The 17,667-nt window shown below is 66.4% G+C and carries 16 protein-coding genes and 1 tRNA gene; 5 read left to right on the top strand and 12 right to left on the bottom strand.

Annotated features, from left to right (window positions below):
* Positions 1-9: 9 nt before the first annotated feature.
* Together menD and C795_RS0106265 are read right to left on the bottom strand one after the other, a co-directional pair.
* Positions 10-1,791 (bottom strand): 2-succinyl-5-enolpyruvyl-6-hydroxy-3-cyclohexene-1-carboxylic-acid synthase, encoded by a 1,782-nt coding sequence (menD, locus tag C795_RS0106270; protein ID WP_017792904.1) that lies wholly within the window; start codon positions 1,789-1,791, stop codon positions 10-12.
* Positions 1,788-2,234 (bottom strand): PLDc N-terminal domain-containing protein, encoded by a 447-nt coding sequence (locus tag C795_RS0106265; protein WP_017792903.1) that lies wholly within the window; start codon positions 2,232-2,234, stop codon positions 1,788-1,790. The genes menD and C795_RS0106265 overlap by 4 nt, the downstream gene beginning before the upstream one ends.
* 82 nt (positions 2,235-2,316) lie before the next feature.
* Here C795_RS0106265 and C795_RS0106260 point away from each other — a divergent pair, with 82 nt between their 5' ends.
* Positions 2,317-2,628, top strand: coding sequence for a DUF4229 domain-containing protein (locus C795_RS0106260; RefSeq protein WP_033349207.1), 312 nt, complete (start codon positions 2,317-2,319; stop codon positions 2,626-2,628).
* 15 nt (positions 2,629-2,643) lie between these two features.
* Here C795_RS0106260 and C795_RS0106255 read toward each other — a convergent pair whose 3' ends face one another.
* From C795_RS0106255 to C795_RS0106245, 3 genes are read right to left on the bottom strand one after another with little or no spacing between them, the layout of a single operon-like run.
* Entirely contained in the window at positions 2,644-3,618 is a 975-nt protein-coding gene (locus tag C795_RS0106255; RefSeq protein WP_017792901.1) for a 1,4-dihydroxy-2-naphthoate polyprenyltransferase, read from the bottom strand.
* A complete protein-coding gene (locus C795_RS15375) occupies positions 3,615-4,886 on the bottom strand; it encodes an AMP-binding protein (protein ID WP_017792900.1) in 1,272 nt (423 codons plus the stop codon). Before C795_RS15375 ends, C795_RS0106255 begins: the two co-directional genes overlap by 4 nt.
* 4 nt (positions 4,887-4,890) lie before the next feature.
* The gene (locus C795_RS0106245; protein WP_017792899.1) at positions 4,891-5,670 is read right to left on the bottom strand and encodes an IclR family transcriptional regulator; all 780 of its coding nucleotides are present in this window, start codon (positions 5,668-5,670) and stop codon (positions 4,891-4,893) included.
* Between the two features lie 134 nt (positions 5,671-5,804).
* Here C795_RS0106245 and C795_RS0106240 point away from each other — a divergent pair, with 134 nt between their 5' ends.
* A complete protein-coding gene (locus tag C795_RS0106240) occupies positions 5,805-8,000 on the top strand; it encodes a malate synthase G (protein WP_017792898.1) in 2,196 nt (731 codons plus the stop codon).
* 34 nt (positions 8,001-8,034) lie between these two features.
* Here the strand turns inward: C795_RS0106240 and C795_RS0106235 are convergent, their stop codons facing one another.
* From C795_RS0106235 to C795_RS0106225, 3 genes are all read right to left on the bottom strand, one after another.
* Positions 8,035-8,949, bottom strand: a complete 915-nt coding sequence (locus tag C795_RS0106235) for a 1,4-dihydroxy-2-naphthoyl-CoA synthase (protein WP_017792897.1) — start codon at positions 8,947-8,949, stop codon at positions 8,035-8,037.
* A gap of 80 nt (positions 8,950-9,029) precedes the next feature.
* Positions 9,030-9,761, bottom strand: coding sequence for a VIT1/CCC1 transporter family protein (locus C795_RS0106230; RefSeq protein WP_017792896.1), 732 nt, complete (start codon positions 9,759-9,761; stop codon positions 9,030-9,032).
* 73 nt (positions 9,762-9,834) lie between these two features.
* A complete protein-coding gene (locus C795_RS0106225; protein WP_026139491.1) occupies positions 9,835-10,191 on the bottom strand; it encodes a TfoX/Sxy family protein in 357 nt (118 codons plus the stop codon).
* A gap of 112 nt (positions 10,192-10,303) precedes the next feature.
* Between C795_RS0106225 and C795_RS0106220 the strand changes: the two genes are divergently transcribed.
* Together C795_RS0106220 and C795_RS0106215 are read left to right on the top strand one after the other, a co-directional pair.
* The gene (locus C795_RS0106220; protein ID WP_017792894.1) at positions 10,304-11,311 is read left to right on the top strand and encodes an o-succinylbenzoate synthase; all 1,008 of its coding nucleotides are present in this window, start codon (positions 10,304-10,306) and stop codon (positions 11,309-11,311) included.
* A 72-nt stretch (positions 11,312-11,383) separates the two neighbouring features.
* Positions 11,384-12,109, top strand: a complete 726-nt coding sequence (locus tag C795_RS0106215; protein ID WP_017792893.1) for a potassium channel family protein — start codon at positions 11,384-11,386, stop codon at positions 12,107-12,109.
* A gap of 61 nt (positions 12,110-12,170) precedes the next feature.
* Here C795_RS0106215 and C795_RS0106210 read toward each other — a convergent pair whose 3' ends face one another.
* From C795_RS0106210 to C795_RS0106195, 4 genes are all read right to left on the bottom strand, one after another.
* A complete protein-coding gene (locus C795_RS0106210; RefSeq protein WP_017792892.1) occupies positions 12,171-13,379 on the bottom strand; it encodes a cobalamin-independent methionine synthase II family protein in 1,209 nt (402 codons plus the stop codon).
* Between the two features lie 353 nt (positions 13,380-13,732).
* Positions 13,733-14,941, bottom strand: a complete 1,209-nt coding sequence (locus tag C795_RS0106205; RefSeq protein WP_017792891.1) for a cobalamin-independent methionine synthase II family protein — start codon at positions 14,939-14,941, stop codon at positions 13,733-13,735.
* Positions 14,942-15,047: 106 nt separating this feature from the next.
* On the bottom strand, positions 15,048-16,802 hold the full coding sequence (locus C795_RS0106200; RefSeq protein WP_017792890.1) for an AMP-binding protein: 1,755 nt from the start codon (positions 16,800-16,802) through the stop codon (positions 15,048-15,050).
* Between the two features lie 48 nt (positions 16,803-16,850).
* Positions 16,851-17,378 (bottom strand): adenine phosphoribosyltransferase, encoded by a 528-nt coding sequence (locus tag C795_RS0106195; RefSeq protein WP_017792889.1) that lies wholly within the window; start codon positions 17,376-17,378, stop codon positions 16,851-16,853.
* Positions 17,379-17,510: 132 nt separating this feature from the next.
* Between C795_RS0106195 and C795_RS0106190 the strand changes: the two genes are divergently transcribed.
* Positions 17,511-17,584, top strand: a tRNA-Arg gene (locus tag C795_RS0106190).
* The last annotated feature ends 83 nt before the right edge of the window (positions 17,585-17,667 follow it).

Below are 17,667 nucleotides of genomic sequence, written 5' to 3'. Positions count from 1 at the left end.
GCGACGAGGTCAGCGCGCGATAGGAATCTCGATGAGGGTCGGCCCCGTCACCTGCGCGGTGAGGAGCTCATCGAGCTCACCCCGGGTCTCAACCCGCAAATAATCCCAGCCATAGGCCTGCGCCAGCTGTTCGAGCGACAGCTGCTGCGGCGTCGACATGACACGAACAAAGTTTGCCTCGTTCGTGGATTCTGCGACTTCCAGACCATCGAAGATCGAGCCACCGCCGTCGTTCGCCACAAACAGCTGCAGGCGGGGGCGGGGCTCACCGTCGGTGAGCATCAGCGATCCGGCGTCATGCAGAAGAGCGAGATCCCCAATCAGCACGCGTGTGGTCCCCGCCGCGAGCCGTGGATCCGCCGCGAGCTGGCTAGCCGCAGCGACGCCGCGCGCGGTCGCGACGGTGCCATCAATGCCCGCGAGCCCGCGGTTCGCGTGCACGTTGACTTTTCGAGGCTGGCCTTGACGGTCGAGCACTCTCACCAGGCTCGATGCGGCCACAACCAGGCGATCATGCGGCCAGCTTGCCCGCCAGACACTCTCGGCGAGCATCTCGCGGGTGACCGGCTCGCGCATGACCGCCACCTCGGCGCGGGCGTACGAGCTGCGCTCCTTATAGCCCGTCGCGAATGCGGCCTCGATGTCTCGTTCGTGAACCGTCGTGCGCTCGCGCTGCAGCTCTCGATCAGCCTTGAGCCAAGCGCCGAGCCAGCCACGCAGCGCGCGCGGCTCGTGACCTGCGCCCACGCGTGCCGCACGCACGACGCGTGCATCTCGTGAGGGGTCGTAGTGATCTGTGCCCGTGTGAGGATCGACCACTATGACCTCAACGTCATCGCGCTTGAGCAGCGCTGGAATCTGTCGCGTCAGCGTGGGGTGTCCAAACACGATGGCCTGCTCGATGAGCGCGCCAACGCTGGGATCGTCTATCAGGGTTGCATACCCCGCAATAGCTTCGCGCCCGTATCGGGATCCGCTCACTGCTTCGGCGAGCAGCGGCAGTCCGGCGGCATGCGCGAATTCCTCGGCCTCGGGTCCAGCTTCGGCGCCCGCGATCACCACGGCGAGGGCGTCCCCCTCATGCACGTATGTTCCTTCGGGCGCATCACCGGGGGCCTGCTCTAGTGCCGCCTTGCGCTGCTCTCGGGCGATCTGGCCCTCTGCAGCCGCAGCCACGAAACCCTGCGCGATCATCGCGTCGAAACCACGGGTTCCCGACAGCGGCTCCGTAAACGCGAGGTTGAGCTGCACAGGGCCAGCGGGCGCCCGGCCCGGCATGCCGAGCGAGGCGGCAAAAGCGAGCGGCGCCAGCGTCGCCGGATCGCGGCCATCCGTGCGTACCAGGTCACCGTTGGAGGCATATTCCGGCGGCGGAATGTCGAGCGAGAGACGTGCGGCCTGGCCGAGCATGTGGGCCTGGTCCGTGGTCTGGTTGGCGCGAATTCCGCGCATGTCTGCTGGCCGGTCGGCCGTCAAGAACATCATTGGCACGCGCGACTCATGTGCCTCGAGGGCAGCGGGCAGTAGGTGGGCGACGGCGCTTCCGCTCGTCACAACAACCGGCGCGGGCAGCCCCGTTTCACGTGCAACGCCGAGCGCGAAGAATCCGGCGGAGCGCTCGTCCACGCGCACGTGCAGCCTGATTGCTCCCGCCTGCTCCGCCGCGGCAGCGGCAAGCGCGAGCGCCTGCGAGCGCGATCCGGGGCAGACGACGACGTCTTGCACCCCGCGACGCACGAGCTCTGCAAGAAACTCAACCGCGAAGATCGAAGAGGCGGCAGGCGCGGTCACAGCTTGGCGTCCCCGTCGGGGCGAGTGCCCTTCGGGTCGTCAGTGCGCGAGTCGCCCGGGGTTTCGGGAGTACCCGAGTCGCCGGGGTTGCCGCCGTTCGGCTCGTTGCCTTCGTTTCCCTCACCGGGAAATACCTCGTCATCGAGTTCACGCAGACGCTTCTCGAGATCTGCCATGTGAGTGTTGAGCTCGCTGCTCGATAGCTTCGTACCGGTGAAGCGGGGGTCGTCATCGGGGGCGTTGCGGCGCACCTCGGAACCGTCACCCTTGCCGATCACAAACCAGAGGATTCCTCCGAGCACCGGGAGCACGACGATGAGCACGACCCACACTGGCTTCGCCACTCCACGGGCACGGTTGTGGTCAGTCATCGCCGCGTCGACGAGCGCATAAAGCGAAAATGCCACGGCGATGACGATCCCGATAATTGCGAATCGCACCATACCCCCATGTTACTCGCATGGAGGGGTGTGAGCGCTGACAGCCCTCCGCAGTTGCTCAGGCGGCGCGGGTAAACTCGGACGGGTGAAATCGAGCCGTTCTGCCTGGATCAAGTATGTGTCGTTGCGTCTGCTGTTTTTTGTGGTGCCCTTTGGCATCATCTACTGGCTCGGACTGCAGCTGCAGTTCTCACTAGCGCTCTCGGGCGGTGTCGCCGCTGTGCTGGCGGCACTGATTAGTCTCTCCCTGTCGGTGATCTTCCTGTCGCGCCCGCGCGCCGAGGCCGCACAGAGCATCGTCGACTGGCGCAACCGCGACCGCACCGAAGACGACATCGAAGAGGACTCAGCGCTCGACGAAGGCGCCGTCGACTCCGACGCCGCGCCGCGCGGCTAGCTCGGCCGCCATCGGCTACGCGGTCAGGCCACCCGCCATCCCAAAGCCGATTCCGAGCATCACGCCGTAGGCGAGTGCCGCCAGGCTGGTCAGCTGCAGCACGAGAACGAGCTCCTTGGGCGTCTTCGCGGTGAGCGCGATGATCGCGCACGGCACCGCGATGAACAGCACGAGCCAGACGAAGATCATGGCCGGGTAGACCATCACGTAGATGCCGGGCACCGCGAACGGCAGCAGCACGCACACCACGAACAGGATGCGTGACGCGCGGTCGCCCATGCGCACGGCGAGCGTGCGCTTGCCCGCCAGAATGTCGGTATCGATGTCGCGCACGTTGTTGATCACGAGCACGGCGACGGCAAAGAGCCCCACTCCGGCGCCCGCGAACCACACCTCCTGCGCCTGAATATCGGTCTGCAAGTAGACAGTGCCGACCGTCGCGACGAGGCCGAAGAAGATGAACACCATCACCTCGCCGAGCCCGGCGTAGCCATACGGGCGCTTGCCCCCGGTGTAGAACCAGGCCGCCACGATGGCGAGCACACCGAGCGCCAGGAACCACCAGCGGCCGCTCAGCACGACGGCAATGAGACCCGAGACCGCTGCCAGCGCGAAGAAGGTCAGCGCGAGCGCCAGCACCTTCTTGGGATTCACGAGCCCCGATCCGGTCAGACGCGCGGGCCCCACTCGATGCTCGTCGGTGCCACGAATACCGTCGGAGTAGTCGTTGGCGTAGTTCACGCCGATCTGCAGAAACACGGCGACGGCGAGGGCCAGGAGCGTCAGGGGCCACGAGAACCCCCGCAGCATGACGGCGATGCCGGATCCTGCCGCGATCGGTGCAATCGCGAGCGGCAAGGTGCGCAGCCGCGCCCCACCGACCCAGTTGCGCCAGGTGATCGTGGGTGCCATGCCGGCTTCGACAAGGTGTTCGGCCGCGGCCCGCACTGCGGGGTTACCCGAGTTACGTCGATCCTTCGGGTGACTCACGCCTGCTCCTTTGTGTGGTTGATCTGTGATGTGGGTACGGCTGGAGTGGACTCAGGGGCGCCTAGGCCGCAGCGCGCTGCGAGTGCCACGAGGTCAGGCTTCTCTCCGGCAAGCCGCGGGATCGCGTCCACAGTGCTTTCGCCCACGGGTACAGCGGCAACACCGAGCGCCGCCCGGATCCTCTCCCCCGCCTCCGCGAAGCTCGCGGTCGCGACCCCAGCAGCTTCCGCGCCGGCCTCGTGCGCATTGGTCGTGTTTGAGTTGGCGGAGATGGCGCGCACGAGGTGTACTCGCTCGCCCCAGTCGCGATCCGGAACTCCGAGCGCGACCGCTTCGCCCCACCCTGGCAACGCGCGCACGATCCGCTCGACCTCGTCGAGCGAGACGTTGATGCCACCCGAGATGATGACACGATCGAGACGTCCAGTGACGGTCAGCATGCCGCCGAGCAGTTCACCCGCGTCGCCCGTGCGGTACCACCGCTCGCCCGAGGGCTCGGTGATGAAGTGTTCGTTCGTAAGGTTGTCGTCGCCGACGTAGCCGAGCGCGAGCGCGGGGCCCGCGAGCTGCACCTCGCCACCGCGGATGCGCACGAGCGTGTCGCCGATCTCGACGCCGTCGTAGACGCATCCGCCGGCGGTCTCGCTCATGCCGTAGCTGCGCTTGAGGGCGACGCCGAGGGCGTGGGCGCGGCGTCGCAGCTCAAGCGTCACGGCTTGCCCGCCAACGAGTACCGCGTCGAACCGACGAAACACTTCTGCCGCGTCTTCGTCACGTTCAGCAAGGTCGAGCACGCGCGCCAGCTGCACCGGCACGAGCGAAATGTAGCGGCGCTCGTGCGTCATGGCCTCGGCAGTTTCGAGCAGCGCCTCGGGCACGAAGGGTCCATCAAAGAACACGGGAGACGTGCCGGCCACTGCGCTGCGCACAAGCATCTGGAGGCCCGAGATCAGCTGGGCGGGCAGCGCGACGAGCCACTGACCGGGCCCCCCGAGGCGTTCGTGAGTCGCCTCGGCGCTCGCACGCAGGGCGGCCGCGGAAAGCGCGACGGATTTGGGCACACCACTTGACCCCGAGGTGCGGATTACGACCGCGGTGCCGCCGGGAAGGTCGGCGCTGGGCCCGGTGTCATCGGCTGTGGAGTCGTCAGTGTGCGCGTCGTTCACCGGCAGGATCGGAGCGCCGCCGGCGAGTGCATCGCCGAGGGCAGCCATGAGCCAAGCACGATCAGAGACGGGAATGATGCGAAGCCCGTGGGGAGAAGTCACCCCTCTAGGGTATCGCTTGGGTCCTCAAACCGCCTTGGAGCCCCTTGGCCGCTCGGATAAGCTCGGCAACCGCAGTCCGCACGACCTCATCGGTCATGCGCACGCTGGGCCCAGAGATGGACACCGCTGCGGGTACATTGTGGCCCGGCACAGCCACGGCGATGCACCGCACCCCTACTTCTTGCTCACCGTCGTCGATCGCGAACCCCCGCCGGCGGGTATCCGCCAGATCCTGCAGCAGATCGTCGACGGTTGTGTGAGTGGTCGCGGTGTACCGTGGCAGCCCCGTGCGTGCGACGAGGGCGCGCACCCGCCCCTCGGGCAGCAGCGACATCATCGCCTTACCCACCCCACTCGCGTGCGGCAGCACACGCCGCCCCACTTCGGTGAACATGCGCATGCGGTGCCGTGACGGCACCTGTGCAATGTAGCTCACGAGATCGCCGTCGAGGGTCGCGAGATTCGCGGTCTCCCCCGCAACTTCCTCGAGTCGCACGAGCACGGGCGCGGCCCGCTCCGCCAACGCCGGCCGCGCACGCTCCCCCAAGCCAATGAGGCCCGCACCCAGCGCGTACTCCCGGCTCTCGAGCTGTCGCACGTAGCCGAGGTCATGCAGGGTACGCAGTAGCCGGTGCGCGGTCGGCACGGGCAGCCCTGCGGTGGCCGCAACGTCGGCAAGCGCCAGTGGCTCGTGTGCATCGGCGAGCGCCTCGAGCAGCCCGAATGCGCGCGACACCGACTGCACCCCGCCAGAGGCGGGTACGCGCTCTGGTGCTGAATCCATGCTGTGGTGCCTCCTCGCAACACGCCGACCACTCCGCACAATTCCACCATGCGAAATTCGCGCTTCACAAACGCGAGGCCCACCCTATCGTGAAGGCATTAGCCCAATACTTTTGCTGCGCATAGGAGCCCCGCATGACCGCTTACGTTGACCGCGCCAATTTGTCTGTCGCGAAGCCCATCGCCGAGTTCGCCGAAGAAAGCCTCGCTGCGCACGGCCTCGATGCAACCGCTTTCTGGTGTGGAGTCGGCGAGATCCTCGACGACTTTGCACCGCGCAATGCCGAGCTACTACTGGTGCGTGACGAACTGCAGTCGCAGATCGACGCTTACCATCGTGAGCACCCGGGCCAGCCTGATCCGGCGCAGTATCGCGAGTTTCTGACGCGCATTGGCTACCTCGTACCCGCGCCCACTGCGGTGTCGGTATCGACTGAGAACGTCGCGGCGGAGGTTGCCGAGCAGGCCGGGCCACAGCTGGTCGTGCCGATTCTCAATGCCCGGTTCGCGCTCAATGCCGTGAATGCGCGCTGGGGGTCGTACTACGACGCGCTCTATGGCACCGATGCGGTGCCACGGGAGGGCGATCTTGCGCCCGGGGCGGCGTACAACCCGGCGCGCGGTGCCGAGGTGATCGCGCGCGGGCGGCAACTGCTCGACACTGCGGCGCCCCTCGTGACCGACGGCGGCCAGCCCGCGAGTCACGCCGACGCCGCGGGATACACCGTCGCCGACGGGCAACTGCGCGTCGTCCTGATCGGTGGCCAGTCAGCCCACCTCGCCGACGGGGCCGCGTTCGCCGGATACACCGGCAGCGCCACGGCGCCCGAGAAGATTCTGCTCGTGCACCACGGCCTGCACCTCGAGATCGTCATCGATGCGGGCGGCCAGATCGGTGCGAGCGATGCGGCGGGGGTGCAGGACATCGTGCTCGAGTCTGCACTCACCACGATCATGGACCTCGAGGACTCGGTCGCGGCCGTGGACGCCGAGGACAAGGCGCTCGGCTACCGCAACTGGCGCGGGCTCATGGCCGGCACGCTCACCGAGGAGATCTCGAAGGCAGGCACGACCTTTACGCGCCGCATGCACCCCGACCGCGAGTACACCGCTGCCGCGGGCGGCACGCTCACACTGCCCGGGCGTTCGGTGTTGTTCGTGCGCAACGTGGGCCACCTGATGACCGGCGACTCGATCATTGATGCCGCCGGTGAGTGGGCCCCCGAGGGAATCGTCGACGCGATCATGACGGCACTCGGTTCGCTCGACGACCTGCGCGGTGAGCTTGCGAACTCGCGCACCCCCTCCGTCTACATCGTGAAGCCCAAGATGCACGGCCCCGACGAGGTAGCCTTCACGGCCGAGCTGTTTGCCCGCGTCGAGCAGCTGCTCGGGCTGCCGGCTCTGACGCTGAAGGTCGGCATTATGGACGAGGAGCGCCGCACCTCGGTCAACCTCGCGGCGTGCATCGCCGCGGTGCCCGAGCGCGTGGTGTTCATCAACACCGGGTTTCTCGACCGCACCGGCGACGAGATTCACACGTCGATGCAGGCGGGCCCGTTCCTGCCCAAGGCTGCGGTGCGTACCCGCCCGTGGCTGAGCGCGTACGAGGCTCGCAACGTCGCAATTGGCGCCAGTTGCGGGCTCACCGGGCACGCCCAGATCGGGAAGGGCATGTGGGCGGCCCCCGATCTCATGCACGACCTACTAGAGCAGAAGATCGGCCACGTGCGCACGGGAGCCTCGACGGCCTGGGTGCCGTCACCCACCGCCGCGACGCTGCACGCGACCCACTACCACCAGGTCGACGCGTTCGCGGCGCGCGCCGCGATTCCCGCGTTCGACGCGGCGGCGGACGCGGCCAGCCTCGCCGAACTGCTCGAGCTGCCGCTCGCGAGCCCGGGCGACCTCACTCCCGAGGTGGTCGAGCGTGAGCTGGCCGGTAACGCGCAGTCAATCCTCGGCTACGTGGTGCGCTGGATCGACCAGGGCATCGGCTGTTCCAAGGTGCCCGATATCGACGACGTCGGGCTGATGGAGGATCGCGCAACCCTGCGCATCTCGGCCCAGCTGCTCGCGAACTGGCTCGCGCACGGCGTCATCAGCGAGGCCCAGGTCGACGAGGCGCTGCGGCGGTTGAGCGCGGTCGTCGACCGCCAGAACGCAGGCGATTCTGGCTATGAGGCGCTGCTCGGGGCCGACGGGCAGTCGCCCGGCGTCGCGTTCGAGGCTGCCCGTCGCCTCATCGTGAAGGGCGCCTCGCAGCCCTCGGGCTACACCGAACCGATTCTGCACGAGCTGCGCCGCGCCAAAAAGGCGGGTGCGCGCTAGTCGTTCCGCCCGTTCGGAAACTCTTTGCGTTGACTTAGTAGTAGTACGGGAACGGACCCCAGTCGGGGTCGCGCTTCTCGAGGAACGAGTCGCGCCCTTCGACGGCTTCGTCGGTGCCGTAGGCGAGGCGGGTCGTTTCGCCCGCGAACAACTGCTGGCCCACGATCCCGTCGTCGACGGCGTTCATCGCGTACTTCAGCATGCGGATCGCGGTCGGCGACTTGCCGAGGATCGTGCGCGCCCACTCAATGCCGGTGGTCTCGAGCTCGGCATGCGGCACGACCCGGTTCACGGCGCCCATCTCGCGCGCCCGCTCGGCGTCATACGTCTCGGCGAGGAAAAAGACCTCGCGGGCGTTCTTCTGTCCCACCTGGCGCGCAAAGTAGGCGCTGCCGTAACCGGCATCAAACGACCCAACGTCGGCATCGGTCTGCTTGAACATCGCGTGCTCGCGCGAGGCAATCGTGAGGTCGCACACCACATTGAGTGAGTGCCCGCCGCCCGCGGCCCAACCGGGCACCAGCGCGATCACAACCTTCGGCATGAACCGGATCAGGCGCTGCACCTCAAGAATGTGTAGCCGCCCGGCGCGGGCCAGCCCCTCGGCTCCCACCACGGTCTCGGAATCCGAGTACTTGTACCCATCGCGCCCGCGAATGCGCTGGTCTCCACCCGAACAGAACGCCCAGCCGCCATCCTTCGCCGACGGGCCGTTGCCCGTGAGCAGCACGACACCCACGTGCGGGTTCACACGCACCCGCTCGAGCGCGTCAAAGAGCTCGTCGACGGTGTGCGGCCGAAACGCGTTGCGCACCTCGGGCCGGTTGAACGCGACTCGGGCGATGCGCCCGTCGAGGCTCAGGTGCGCCGTGATGTCGGTGTAATTTGCGGCGCCGGGGGCGACTTCCCACACGGCCGGGTCGAAGATCTCAGATACCTGCTGGGTCATGCCCTAAGCCTAGGCCCCGCGGCCGCACGAAGCCCCGCTCGCCGGGGCGAACGGGGCTGGGCGATCCGGATAGCGCGTCGCTAGCCGACGGCCACGCCGAATAGCAGACCGACGCCGTAGGTCGCGGCCATGGTCGCCGAGCCCATGAGCACATTGCGCAGGATCGCGGGGAGCCGCGGAGCTTGGCCGAGCGCCGCACTGATCCAGCCGGTGAACAGCAGCCCCACGACGACCGCAACGGCCGCGATCCAAACAGAGTGGGCGCCGAGCGGCAGCAGGATCATGATCAGCGGAATCAGCGCGCCCGCGGTGAACGCGACAAATGATGAGATCGCGGCCGCCCAGGGGCTCGTGAATTCGTTCGGGTCGATACCCAGCTCGATCTCGGCGTGGGCGGCGAGCGCGTCGTGTTCAGTCAGCTCCTGCGCGACCTCGAGCGCAAGGTGCGGCGAGAGGCCCCGCTGCTCGTAAAAGCCCGCGAGCTCCAGCAGCTCCTCCTCGGGCTGCTCGAGCAGCTCCCGCTTTTCGCGTTCGATCATGGCACGCTCGGTGTCGCGCTGCGTGCTCACCGAAACGTATTCGCCGCCCGCCATCGAGAACGCGCCGGCGACCAGCGCAGCCAGGCCTGCGGTCGCGATGGCGAACACGTTGCCGGGGGTGGCCGCGGCGACGCCGATGACGACGCCGGCCGTCGATACGATGCCGTCGTTGGCGCCGAGTACGCCAGCCCGCAGCCAGTTCAGCTTCTGCCCGATCCGGTTGTTGTGCGGCTCGTTCTCGTGCTGGGTTTCAGTAGGCGCTTCGACGTTCATGCCTCTGATTATCGCCCCGCATCAACCGTGGCGCAAGCAAGGTGAGGCTAGGCTTCATCAGGCCTTTAGGTGCCTATTGCTCCGAATTCTTCGGAGTTTTCGACTTCTTGGGAGTCTTCGGCTTGGGCGCCGGGAGCGCGGCCGCCGTGAGGTCAATGAGTGCAGCGAGCCACTCGCGGTCCTCCCAACGATCGCCGCTGACCCGAAAGTACATCTTGGATCCGGGGTAGGCCGGGGCCTCGTCGGGGGTGCCGAGGTATTCGCGGCCGGGTTCGGTCGGCTTCACAAACAGCTCATCGTCGCAGATAAACGCGACGGGCTTCTCGTCGTAGTACAGGCAATATTCGCCGAACATCTTGCGGGTGCGGATGCCGGGCAGCGCGCTGAGTTGATCGGTGAGAAACTCCATGGTGTCGGCGCGCGTGCTCATGTCGCCAGCGTAGTCCGGTGCCGAGTAGGTGTCACCCTCCACCGTCATGCTGCGCGAGCGAAGCGAGTCACAGTATCCAGCGTCCACCCACCAGGAGTGGCAAGATCAAAGCATGAGTGAATTCGCTGCAGGTCTCCCTCCGCTCGCAGAGGTGCTCGACCGCGCGCGCGTCGTCGCGATCCCCACCCGCACTCGGTTTCGCGGCATCAGCGTGCGCGAGGCCGTCATCATCGACGGCCCGGAAGGACCCACCGAGTTCTCCCCGTTTCCCGAGTATGACGACCGGGAGGCTGCCACGTGGCTCGCCGCGGCCCTCGACTTCGGCTGGAATGCTCAGCCGCCCGCACGGCGAGACAGAATCGAGGTCAACGCGACCGTGCCAGCCGTCGCAGCGGCCGAGGTCCCCGCGATTCTCGCCCGTTTTCCGGGTTGTACGACCGCCAAGGTGAAGGTCGCCGAACGCGGGCAGACGCTCGCCGACGACATCGCACGCGTGCGCGCCGTGCGCGAAGCGATGGGCCCCGCCGCGCTCGTGCGGGTCGACGCAAACTGCGGCTGGACCGTCGACGAAGCCGTCACCGCGCTCACGGCGCTCACCGCGTTCGACATCGACTACGCCGAACAGCCGTGTGCCACGGTGGCCGAGCTCGCCGAAGTGCGCGCCAGTCTCTCGGGCACGGTGCGCATCGCCGCCGACGAGAGCGTGCGCAAGGCGAGTGATCCGCTCGAGGTCGCGCGATCCGGAGCAGCGGACCTGCTCATCATCAAGGCCCAGCCGCTCGGCGGCGTGCGCCGCGCGCTCGCCCTCGTCGAGCAGGCGGGCCTCCCCGTCGTGATCTCGAGCGCGCTCGACACCTCCGTCGGCATCGCGATGGGCGTACAGCTCGCGGCCGCACTTCCCGTTGGAAAGCTCGCGGGCGCGTGCGGGCTCGGCACCGTCGCGCTGCTCGACGGCGATGTCACGCGCGACTCGCTCGTGCCGGTGGGCGGGGCGATCGCGGTGCGGCGGCCCGCTCTCGATGCCGAACTCCTTGCGCAGTATCGGGCAGATCCGGATCGCGACACCTGGTGGCGGGATCGCGTAGCACGGTGCTACGCCCTGCTCCGGCACGGGGATTAGGTGCAATCAAACTCACGCATTGGCGGCGCCGACTCTTCCGCATCTGCGATGAGCGCCTGAGAAGATGGGTGAATGGACGAGACAACCTGGCGACGGCGCACTGGACCCTACCTGTTGAGCGCCTCAATCGCCTTCATTATTGCCTACTCGTGGCGAGTCATCACCGATGCCTCAGGCGCAGCCGCCCTTACCGCCGACATTGTGATTCTCGTCACCTGGTGCATGTTTGCCATCGACTATATTGCCAAGCTTCGCCTCGCAAAAGGGCACCGGTGGCGGTGGTTCCGCACGCATCTCGGCGATATCGCTTTCACGCTCATTCCCGTGTTGCGCGTCGTACTTGTACTCCGCGTCTTTACCAGGATTCCCGGATTGCACCTCACAAAGGCGGCCGCCCTGCGAACCCGGATTCTAGTGTTCGGGGTCGGGTCTACTGCAATTCTCATCTACGTGGCATCACTGCAGGTGCTCGACGCTGAACGCCGAGCCGCCGGCGCCACGATCGTGAGCTTTGGCGACGCCGTGTGGTGGGCGTGCGTGACGGCAACAACAACAGGGTTCGGTGATTTCACACCGGTCACGATGACAGGCCGCGTCGTCGGTGTCATCGTGATGTTCGGCGGTTTGGCGCTGGCCGGCATTATTACCGCCACGCTTGCTTCCTGGGTGCTCGAGCGCGGCGCACACCGGGCCGACGACTCAGATCCGGCAGCCACCCGGGGAGACGTTCGCGCTCTGCGCGACGAGGTCGCGGCACTACGCAGTGAGCTCACGAACCGCGACGCTCCAGAACAGTAAGGCCACAAAGCAGTAGGGGCCGCCTCTCAGCGACCCCTACGAACAGAAACTCGCTAGACGACTAGACCCGCGCAGCAGCGCGGCGCGCTCCCTCGCCCAGCGCCTCGAGCTTCGCCCAAGCGATATCCGGGTGTACCCGTCCACCGAGGCCGCAGTCGGTCGAGGCGATCACGCGCTCCGGGCCGACGATCTGCGCGAAGCGCTCAATGCGGTCGGCTACGAGCTCGGGGTGCTCGATGAGGTTGGTCGCGTGCGACACGACGCCGGGCACCAGCACGAGGTCGTCAGCGATCAGGTGCTGGTTTTCGGCCCATACGCGCCACTCGTGCTCGTGGCGCGAGTTGGCGGCCTCGAACGAAATCTGCCCGGCGTTGACGCTGAGCACGGTCTTCAGAATCTCCTTGAGCTCAATGTCGGTGGAGTGCGGGCCATGCCACGAACCCCAGCACAGGTGCAGTCGCACGAGGTCGCGGGGCAGGCCTTCGACGGCCTTGTTGATCGCGTCAACGCGCAGCTGGATGAAGTCGAGGTAGTCACTCACCGAGGGCTCGGGGTTGATCTGGTCCCAGCTTTCGCAGAGCGATGGGTCATCGATCTGCACAATGAGGCCTGCATCGGTGATCGCTTGGTACTCGGGGCGCAGCGCGTCACTCCACGCGAAAAGGTGCTCCGCTTCAGACGCGTAGAACTCGTTCGGCACGCGTGCCGCTGAGCCCGGTGCGATCGAGGTAATGAAGCCCTGCTGGCCGGCCGCGAGGGAGCCGGTCAGGCTCGCGATATCGGCGTTAACTGCATCGTGCCCGAGGTAGCTCAATTCCCCCGTAGTGCTCGGCATGCGGGTCGACCACTTGCTCTGGTGCATGCCCCACTCAGGGTTCGCGTACATGTCTGCGAACCGCTTGCGGTCGCGCCGGTCAGAGAACGAAGTGAGCTGAATGTTGCCGGGCGTCGACACCTTCGGCTCATCGGTGAACGTGTTGCGGTCTGTCAGCGCGAGACCCGAGACGCGCTGGAACGAGTATCCCCACCACGCGCCGTAGTCGACCGCGCTCGACATGGCCTTGCCAAACTCGCCGTCGCCCGGCTGCGTGATACCAGCTTCGAGCTGCTGCTGCACCACTTCGCGCACGGCGGCGTCAACGAGAGCCGTGTGTTCGGGGGTCGAGACGAGGGTGAACCCGTCGTCTTCGAAGGTGCGCGCGGCGTTCGCCTCGATGAGTGCATCTGTGCGGGGCAGGCTACCGGCGGTGGTCGTCTGAATCGTGGTCATATGGCCACGCTATCCAACGAGCCACAGCTGTCACGCATTCGTGTCGAACTGTGTCAGCAACCAGTGCCGCAATCGCTCGCATCTTCGCGCCTGAGTCGGATAGATCGTCGCCACGCGCGACCTCATCCCTCGCTGGGGCCAACCGCGGGGGTAATAGGCGCCCATAATCCCCGCTCTTGGCCCCACCTCGCGAGTCCAACCTTGCGAGCCCAACCTCGCGAGCCCAACCTCACCGGCAGCACCCGCAAAACCGCACCTCGCAGGGCGAGGCAAGACACCCTACGAATAAATGCACGAGGGCCTCTGAGCGGAAGTGATCCCGGCCAGAAGCCCTCGTGCGTGCTCAACGTGCGTTAGATACGAGCACCAGCGATGCGCGCGCCCTCGCCGAGCGAGGCGAGCTTTGCCCAGGCAATCTGCTCGTGCACGCGGCCGCCGAGGCCACAGTCGGTGGCCGCGATGACACGCTCGGGGCCAACGACCTTGGCGTAGCGCTCGATGCGCTGCGCGACGAGCTCGGGGTGCTCGATGAGGTTGGTCGAATGACCGATCACGCCGGGCACGAGAATCAGATCATCAGGAATGAGGTTCTTGTTCTCCTCCCAAACGGTCCACTCGTGCTCGTGGCGCGCATTGGCGGCCTCGAACGAGATCTGTCCGACGTTGGCGCTCAGCACGGTCTTGAGAATGTGCTTGAGCTCGATGTCAGTTGAGTGCGGGCCGTGCCACGAACCCCAGCACAGGTGCAGGCGCACGAGTTCCTTGGGCAGGCCCTTAATGGCCTCGTTGATCGCGTCGATGCGCAGCTGCGTGAACGCAACGTAGTCTTCGATCGAGGGCTCGGGGTTGATCTGATCCCAGTTCTCAGCGAGCGAAGGATCGTCGATCTGCACGATCAGCCCAGCATCGGTGATCGCTTTGAACTCCTCGCGCTGCACCTCAACCCACGCGTCGATGTGTTCCTGCTCGGTCTTGTAGTACTCGTTCTCGATGCGCGCACCACAGCCGGGTGCGAGCGAGGTGAGGAAGCCCTGCTCACCGGGCTGCAGGGCAGCCTTCAGGTTGCGCACGTCGCTCGCGATGGCCTCTTGCCCAACGAAGCTGAGCGGACCGGTGGTCGCCGGGAATGCTGTGGCGGGTGAGCCGGTGCTGATGGGGTTGTCGGTGTCCTGGTACGCGGCGGCGAACGCGGTCCAGTCGCGACGGTCGGGGAATGACGTGAGGCGAATGTTGCCCGGCTCCGAGCGCTGAACCGGCGCGGTAAAGATGTCGCCACCCGTGAGCGAGAGGCCAGCGGTGCGCTGGAACGTGTAGCTCCACCATGCCGCGTAGTCGACCGAGTTCGACATAGCGTGACCGTACTCACCATCGCCCGGCTGCGTGATGCCCAGGTCACGCTGGCGCGCTACAACATCGCGCACGGCCTCGGCGACGAGGCCCTCGAACTCGGGCGTCGACTTGAAGGTGAAGCCGTCGGCCTCAAATTCGCGTGCCGCGTTCGCTTCAAGAAGTGCCTGCGAGCGCGGCAGGCTACCGGCGGTGGTGGTCTCGATCTGTGTCATAGCTTGAAGCTATCGGCGGCCCGCGAGCACCCTCAAACTAGGTGTCATCGTGTGACGACATGTGTCGCCATGTGACGGAGCCGCTGCGAGCGGCTCCGTCGACGCGCTAGCCCTTCAGGCCGGAAAAGTCACTTTCGCGCCACTCGCCCTCGACGCGTTCGCCCGCCGCGTGCGCGTCAACTTCGCGCTGGCGCAGCTCGACGCGGCGGATCTTGCCCGATGCCGTCTTCGGCAGCTCAAAGAACTCCACGCGCCGCACCCTCATGTAGGCGGGCATGGCCACCCGCGCGTGCGCCAGAATTGCTCGCGCGGTGTCGGCATCGGCCGGCACGCCTGCCGCCAGCGCGACATACGCCTTCGTGATGTTCAGCTTCGTGTCATCGGGGGCACCCACAACGGCAGCCTCAGCCACGAACTCATGCTCGATGAGCGCGCTCTCCACTTCGAACGGTGACACCTTGAAATCGCTCGACTTGAAAATGTCATCGGTGCGGCCGACGAACGTGAGTACGCCGCCCTCGCCGCGCACGGCGACGTCGCCCGTGTGAAAGTATCCGCCCTCGGTGGCGTGGGCCGTGGCCGCTTCGTTGCCGATGTACGCGGTCATCAGATTCACGGGGCGCGATCCGGATCGCGCAGTACCCGCATCGTCAGCACCCAGCGGCAGGCAGATCTCGCCTTCATCCGTTTCTTCCCCCGTGAGCGGGTCGACGAGCGCGATCTTGACGCCGGGCAGCGGCAGGCCCATGGCTCCGGGCACGACCGGGTCACCCGGCATGTTGCCGATGAGTGCCGTGGTTTCGGTCTGGCCGTAGCCGTCGCGAATCTCGAGGCCCCACCAGTCCTTGATGCGGGCGATGACCTCGGGGTTGAGCGGCTCCCCCGCCGAGACGACCTCGCGCAATGCGCGGGGCTTCGTGGTGAGTTCGTGCTGAATCAGCATGCGCCACACAGTGGGCGGCGCACAGAACGTGGCGACCTCGGCGCGATCGAGTTCGGCGACCAGGTATTCGGGGTCGAAACGGGGCGAGTTCGCGACGAAGATCGTCGCCCCCACGTGCCACGGGCCGAAAAAGCTCGACCACGCATGCTTGCCCCAGCCGGGCGCGCTGATGACGAGGTGGGTGTCGCCGGGGCGAATGCCGAGCCACGCGAGCGTGCTCAGGTGCCCGAGCGGGTAACTGACGTGCGAGTGTTCGACGATCTTGGGCAGGCTCGTCGTGCCCGACGTGAAGTAAATGATCGCGGCGTCGCCGCTCGCGGTGCGCTTGGGAATCAGCGCCTCTGAAGCCGCACGTGACTCCTCATAGCGATCCCAGTTGAAGAGCATGGCGCGCTGATCCTGGCTGCCGCTGTCGAGATCGACCCCAATGCCGCGGTACTTGCCGGGCACGCTCGCAAACTTCACGGCGTCATTCGGGCCGGCGAAGACCCACTTGACGCTGCCGCGCGCGACACGGTCTGTCAGTTCCGCGGCGCCCAGCACGACCGAGGTCGGCAGGATCACGACGCCGAGCTTCATCGCGGCGAGCATGATCTCCCACAGCTCGACCTGATTGTCGAGCATCAGCATTGCGACCTCGCCCTTGCGCATGCCAAGGCCGCGCAGCCAGTTGGCTACCTGGTCCGAGCGGCGGCGCATAGCTTCGAAGCTGCGCTTGGTGTCGGCCCCGCCACGCTCCGAGATCCACAGCGCGGTCGTGTCGTTGTCGCGCGCGATCTCGTCGAACACGTCGTGTGCCCAGTTGAAGCTGTCGCCGGGCTCGGGCCAGACGAACTCACGGCGGGCGCGATCCGGATCGCCAGCCAGGCTTAGCAGCTGGTCTCGGGCAGCAAAGAATGCACTCGTCGCGTTGCTCATGTGGTCTATTCTCTCGTGACTTTCGGATTTGCCCACTTCGCGGCGGGTTTAGTTCGAGAACACCGTGTGCAGTTCGCGCCCGCCCAGTGCTTCGCGACCGCCTAGCTCCTCGATCTCGAACAGTACGGCGGTCCCCGCAATCTCGTAGCCGAGCTGGTTCATTAGGTCATGGGCCGCGACGAGAGTGCCGCCCGTGGCGAGCACATCGTCGAGAATCAACACGCGGGTGCCCGGCGCGAAGTCGCCGTGGGCCTCGATCACTGCGCTGCCGTATTCCAGCGAGTACTCAACCTTTACGACCGGACGGGGCAGCTTGCCCGCTTTCCGGATCGGCATCAGGCCGGCCCCACTCGCGTAGGCGGCCGCGCTCGCGAACAGGAAGCCGCGGGCTTCAAGCCCGGCGACCACGTCGAAGGTGCCCTCGAACGGCTTGATCATCGCGTCGACCGTGGCCCGCAGCGCCTCACCATCGGCAATGAGCGGGGTGATGTCACGAAACACGATCCCATCGCTCGGGTAATCGGGGATCTCAAGGATCAGTGATTCTGCGCGGGCAAGGTCGTTCTGCGAGGTCATTTCGGTCACGCCTTAGACTACCGCGATCTGACGACCCGCCCGGGCAACACGATTTTGGGGTGCTGAATTTCCTTTCTTGAAACCCTCGTGTAATGTTTAACGAGTTGGCAAGCCAATGGCAAGCACAACAGGGCGCCCGTAGCTCAGCTGGATAGAGCGTCTGACTACGGATCAGAAGGCCAGGGGTTCGAATCCCTTCGGGCGCACAGTATGAAAATCACCCGGTGAGAATTTCTCACCGGGTGATTTTGTTTTTGTCGCCCAGCTGCTTTTGCGCACCGGCTCCCGA

It is taken from the genome of Leucobacter salsicius M1-8 (assembly GCF_000350525.1).
GTDB lineage: Bacteria > Actinomycetota > Actinomycetes > Actinomycetales > Microbacteriaceae > Leucobacter > Leucobacter salsicius.
The sequence above is the reverse complement of the archived record's forward strand: the minus strand, read 5'-3'. Positions and strand labels throughout refer to the sequence as shown.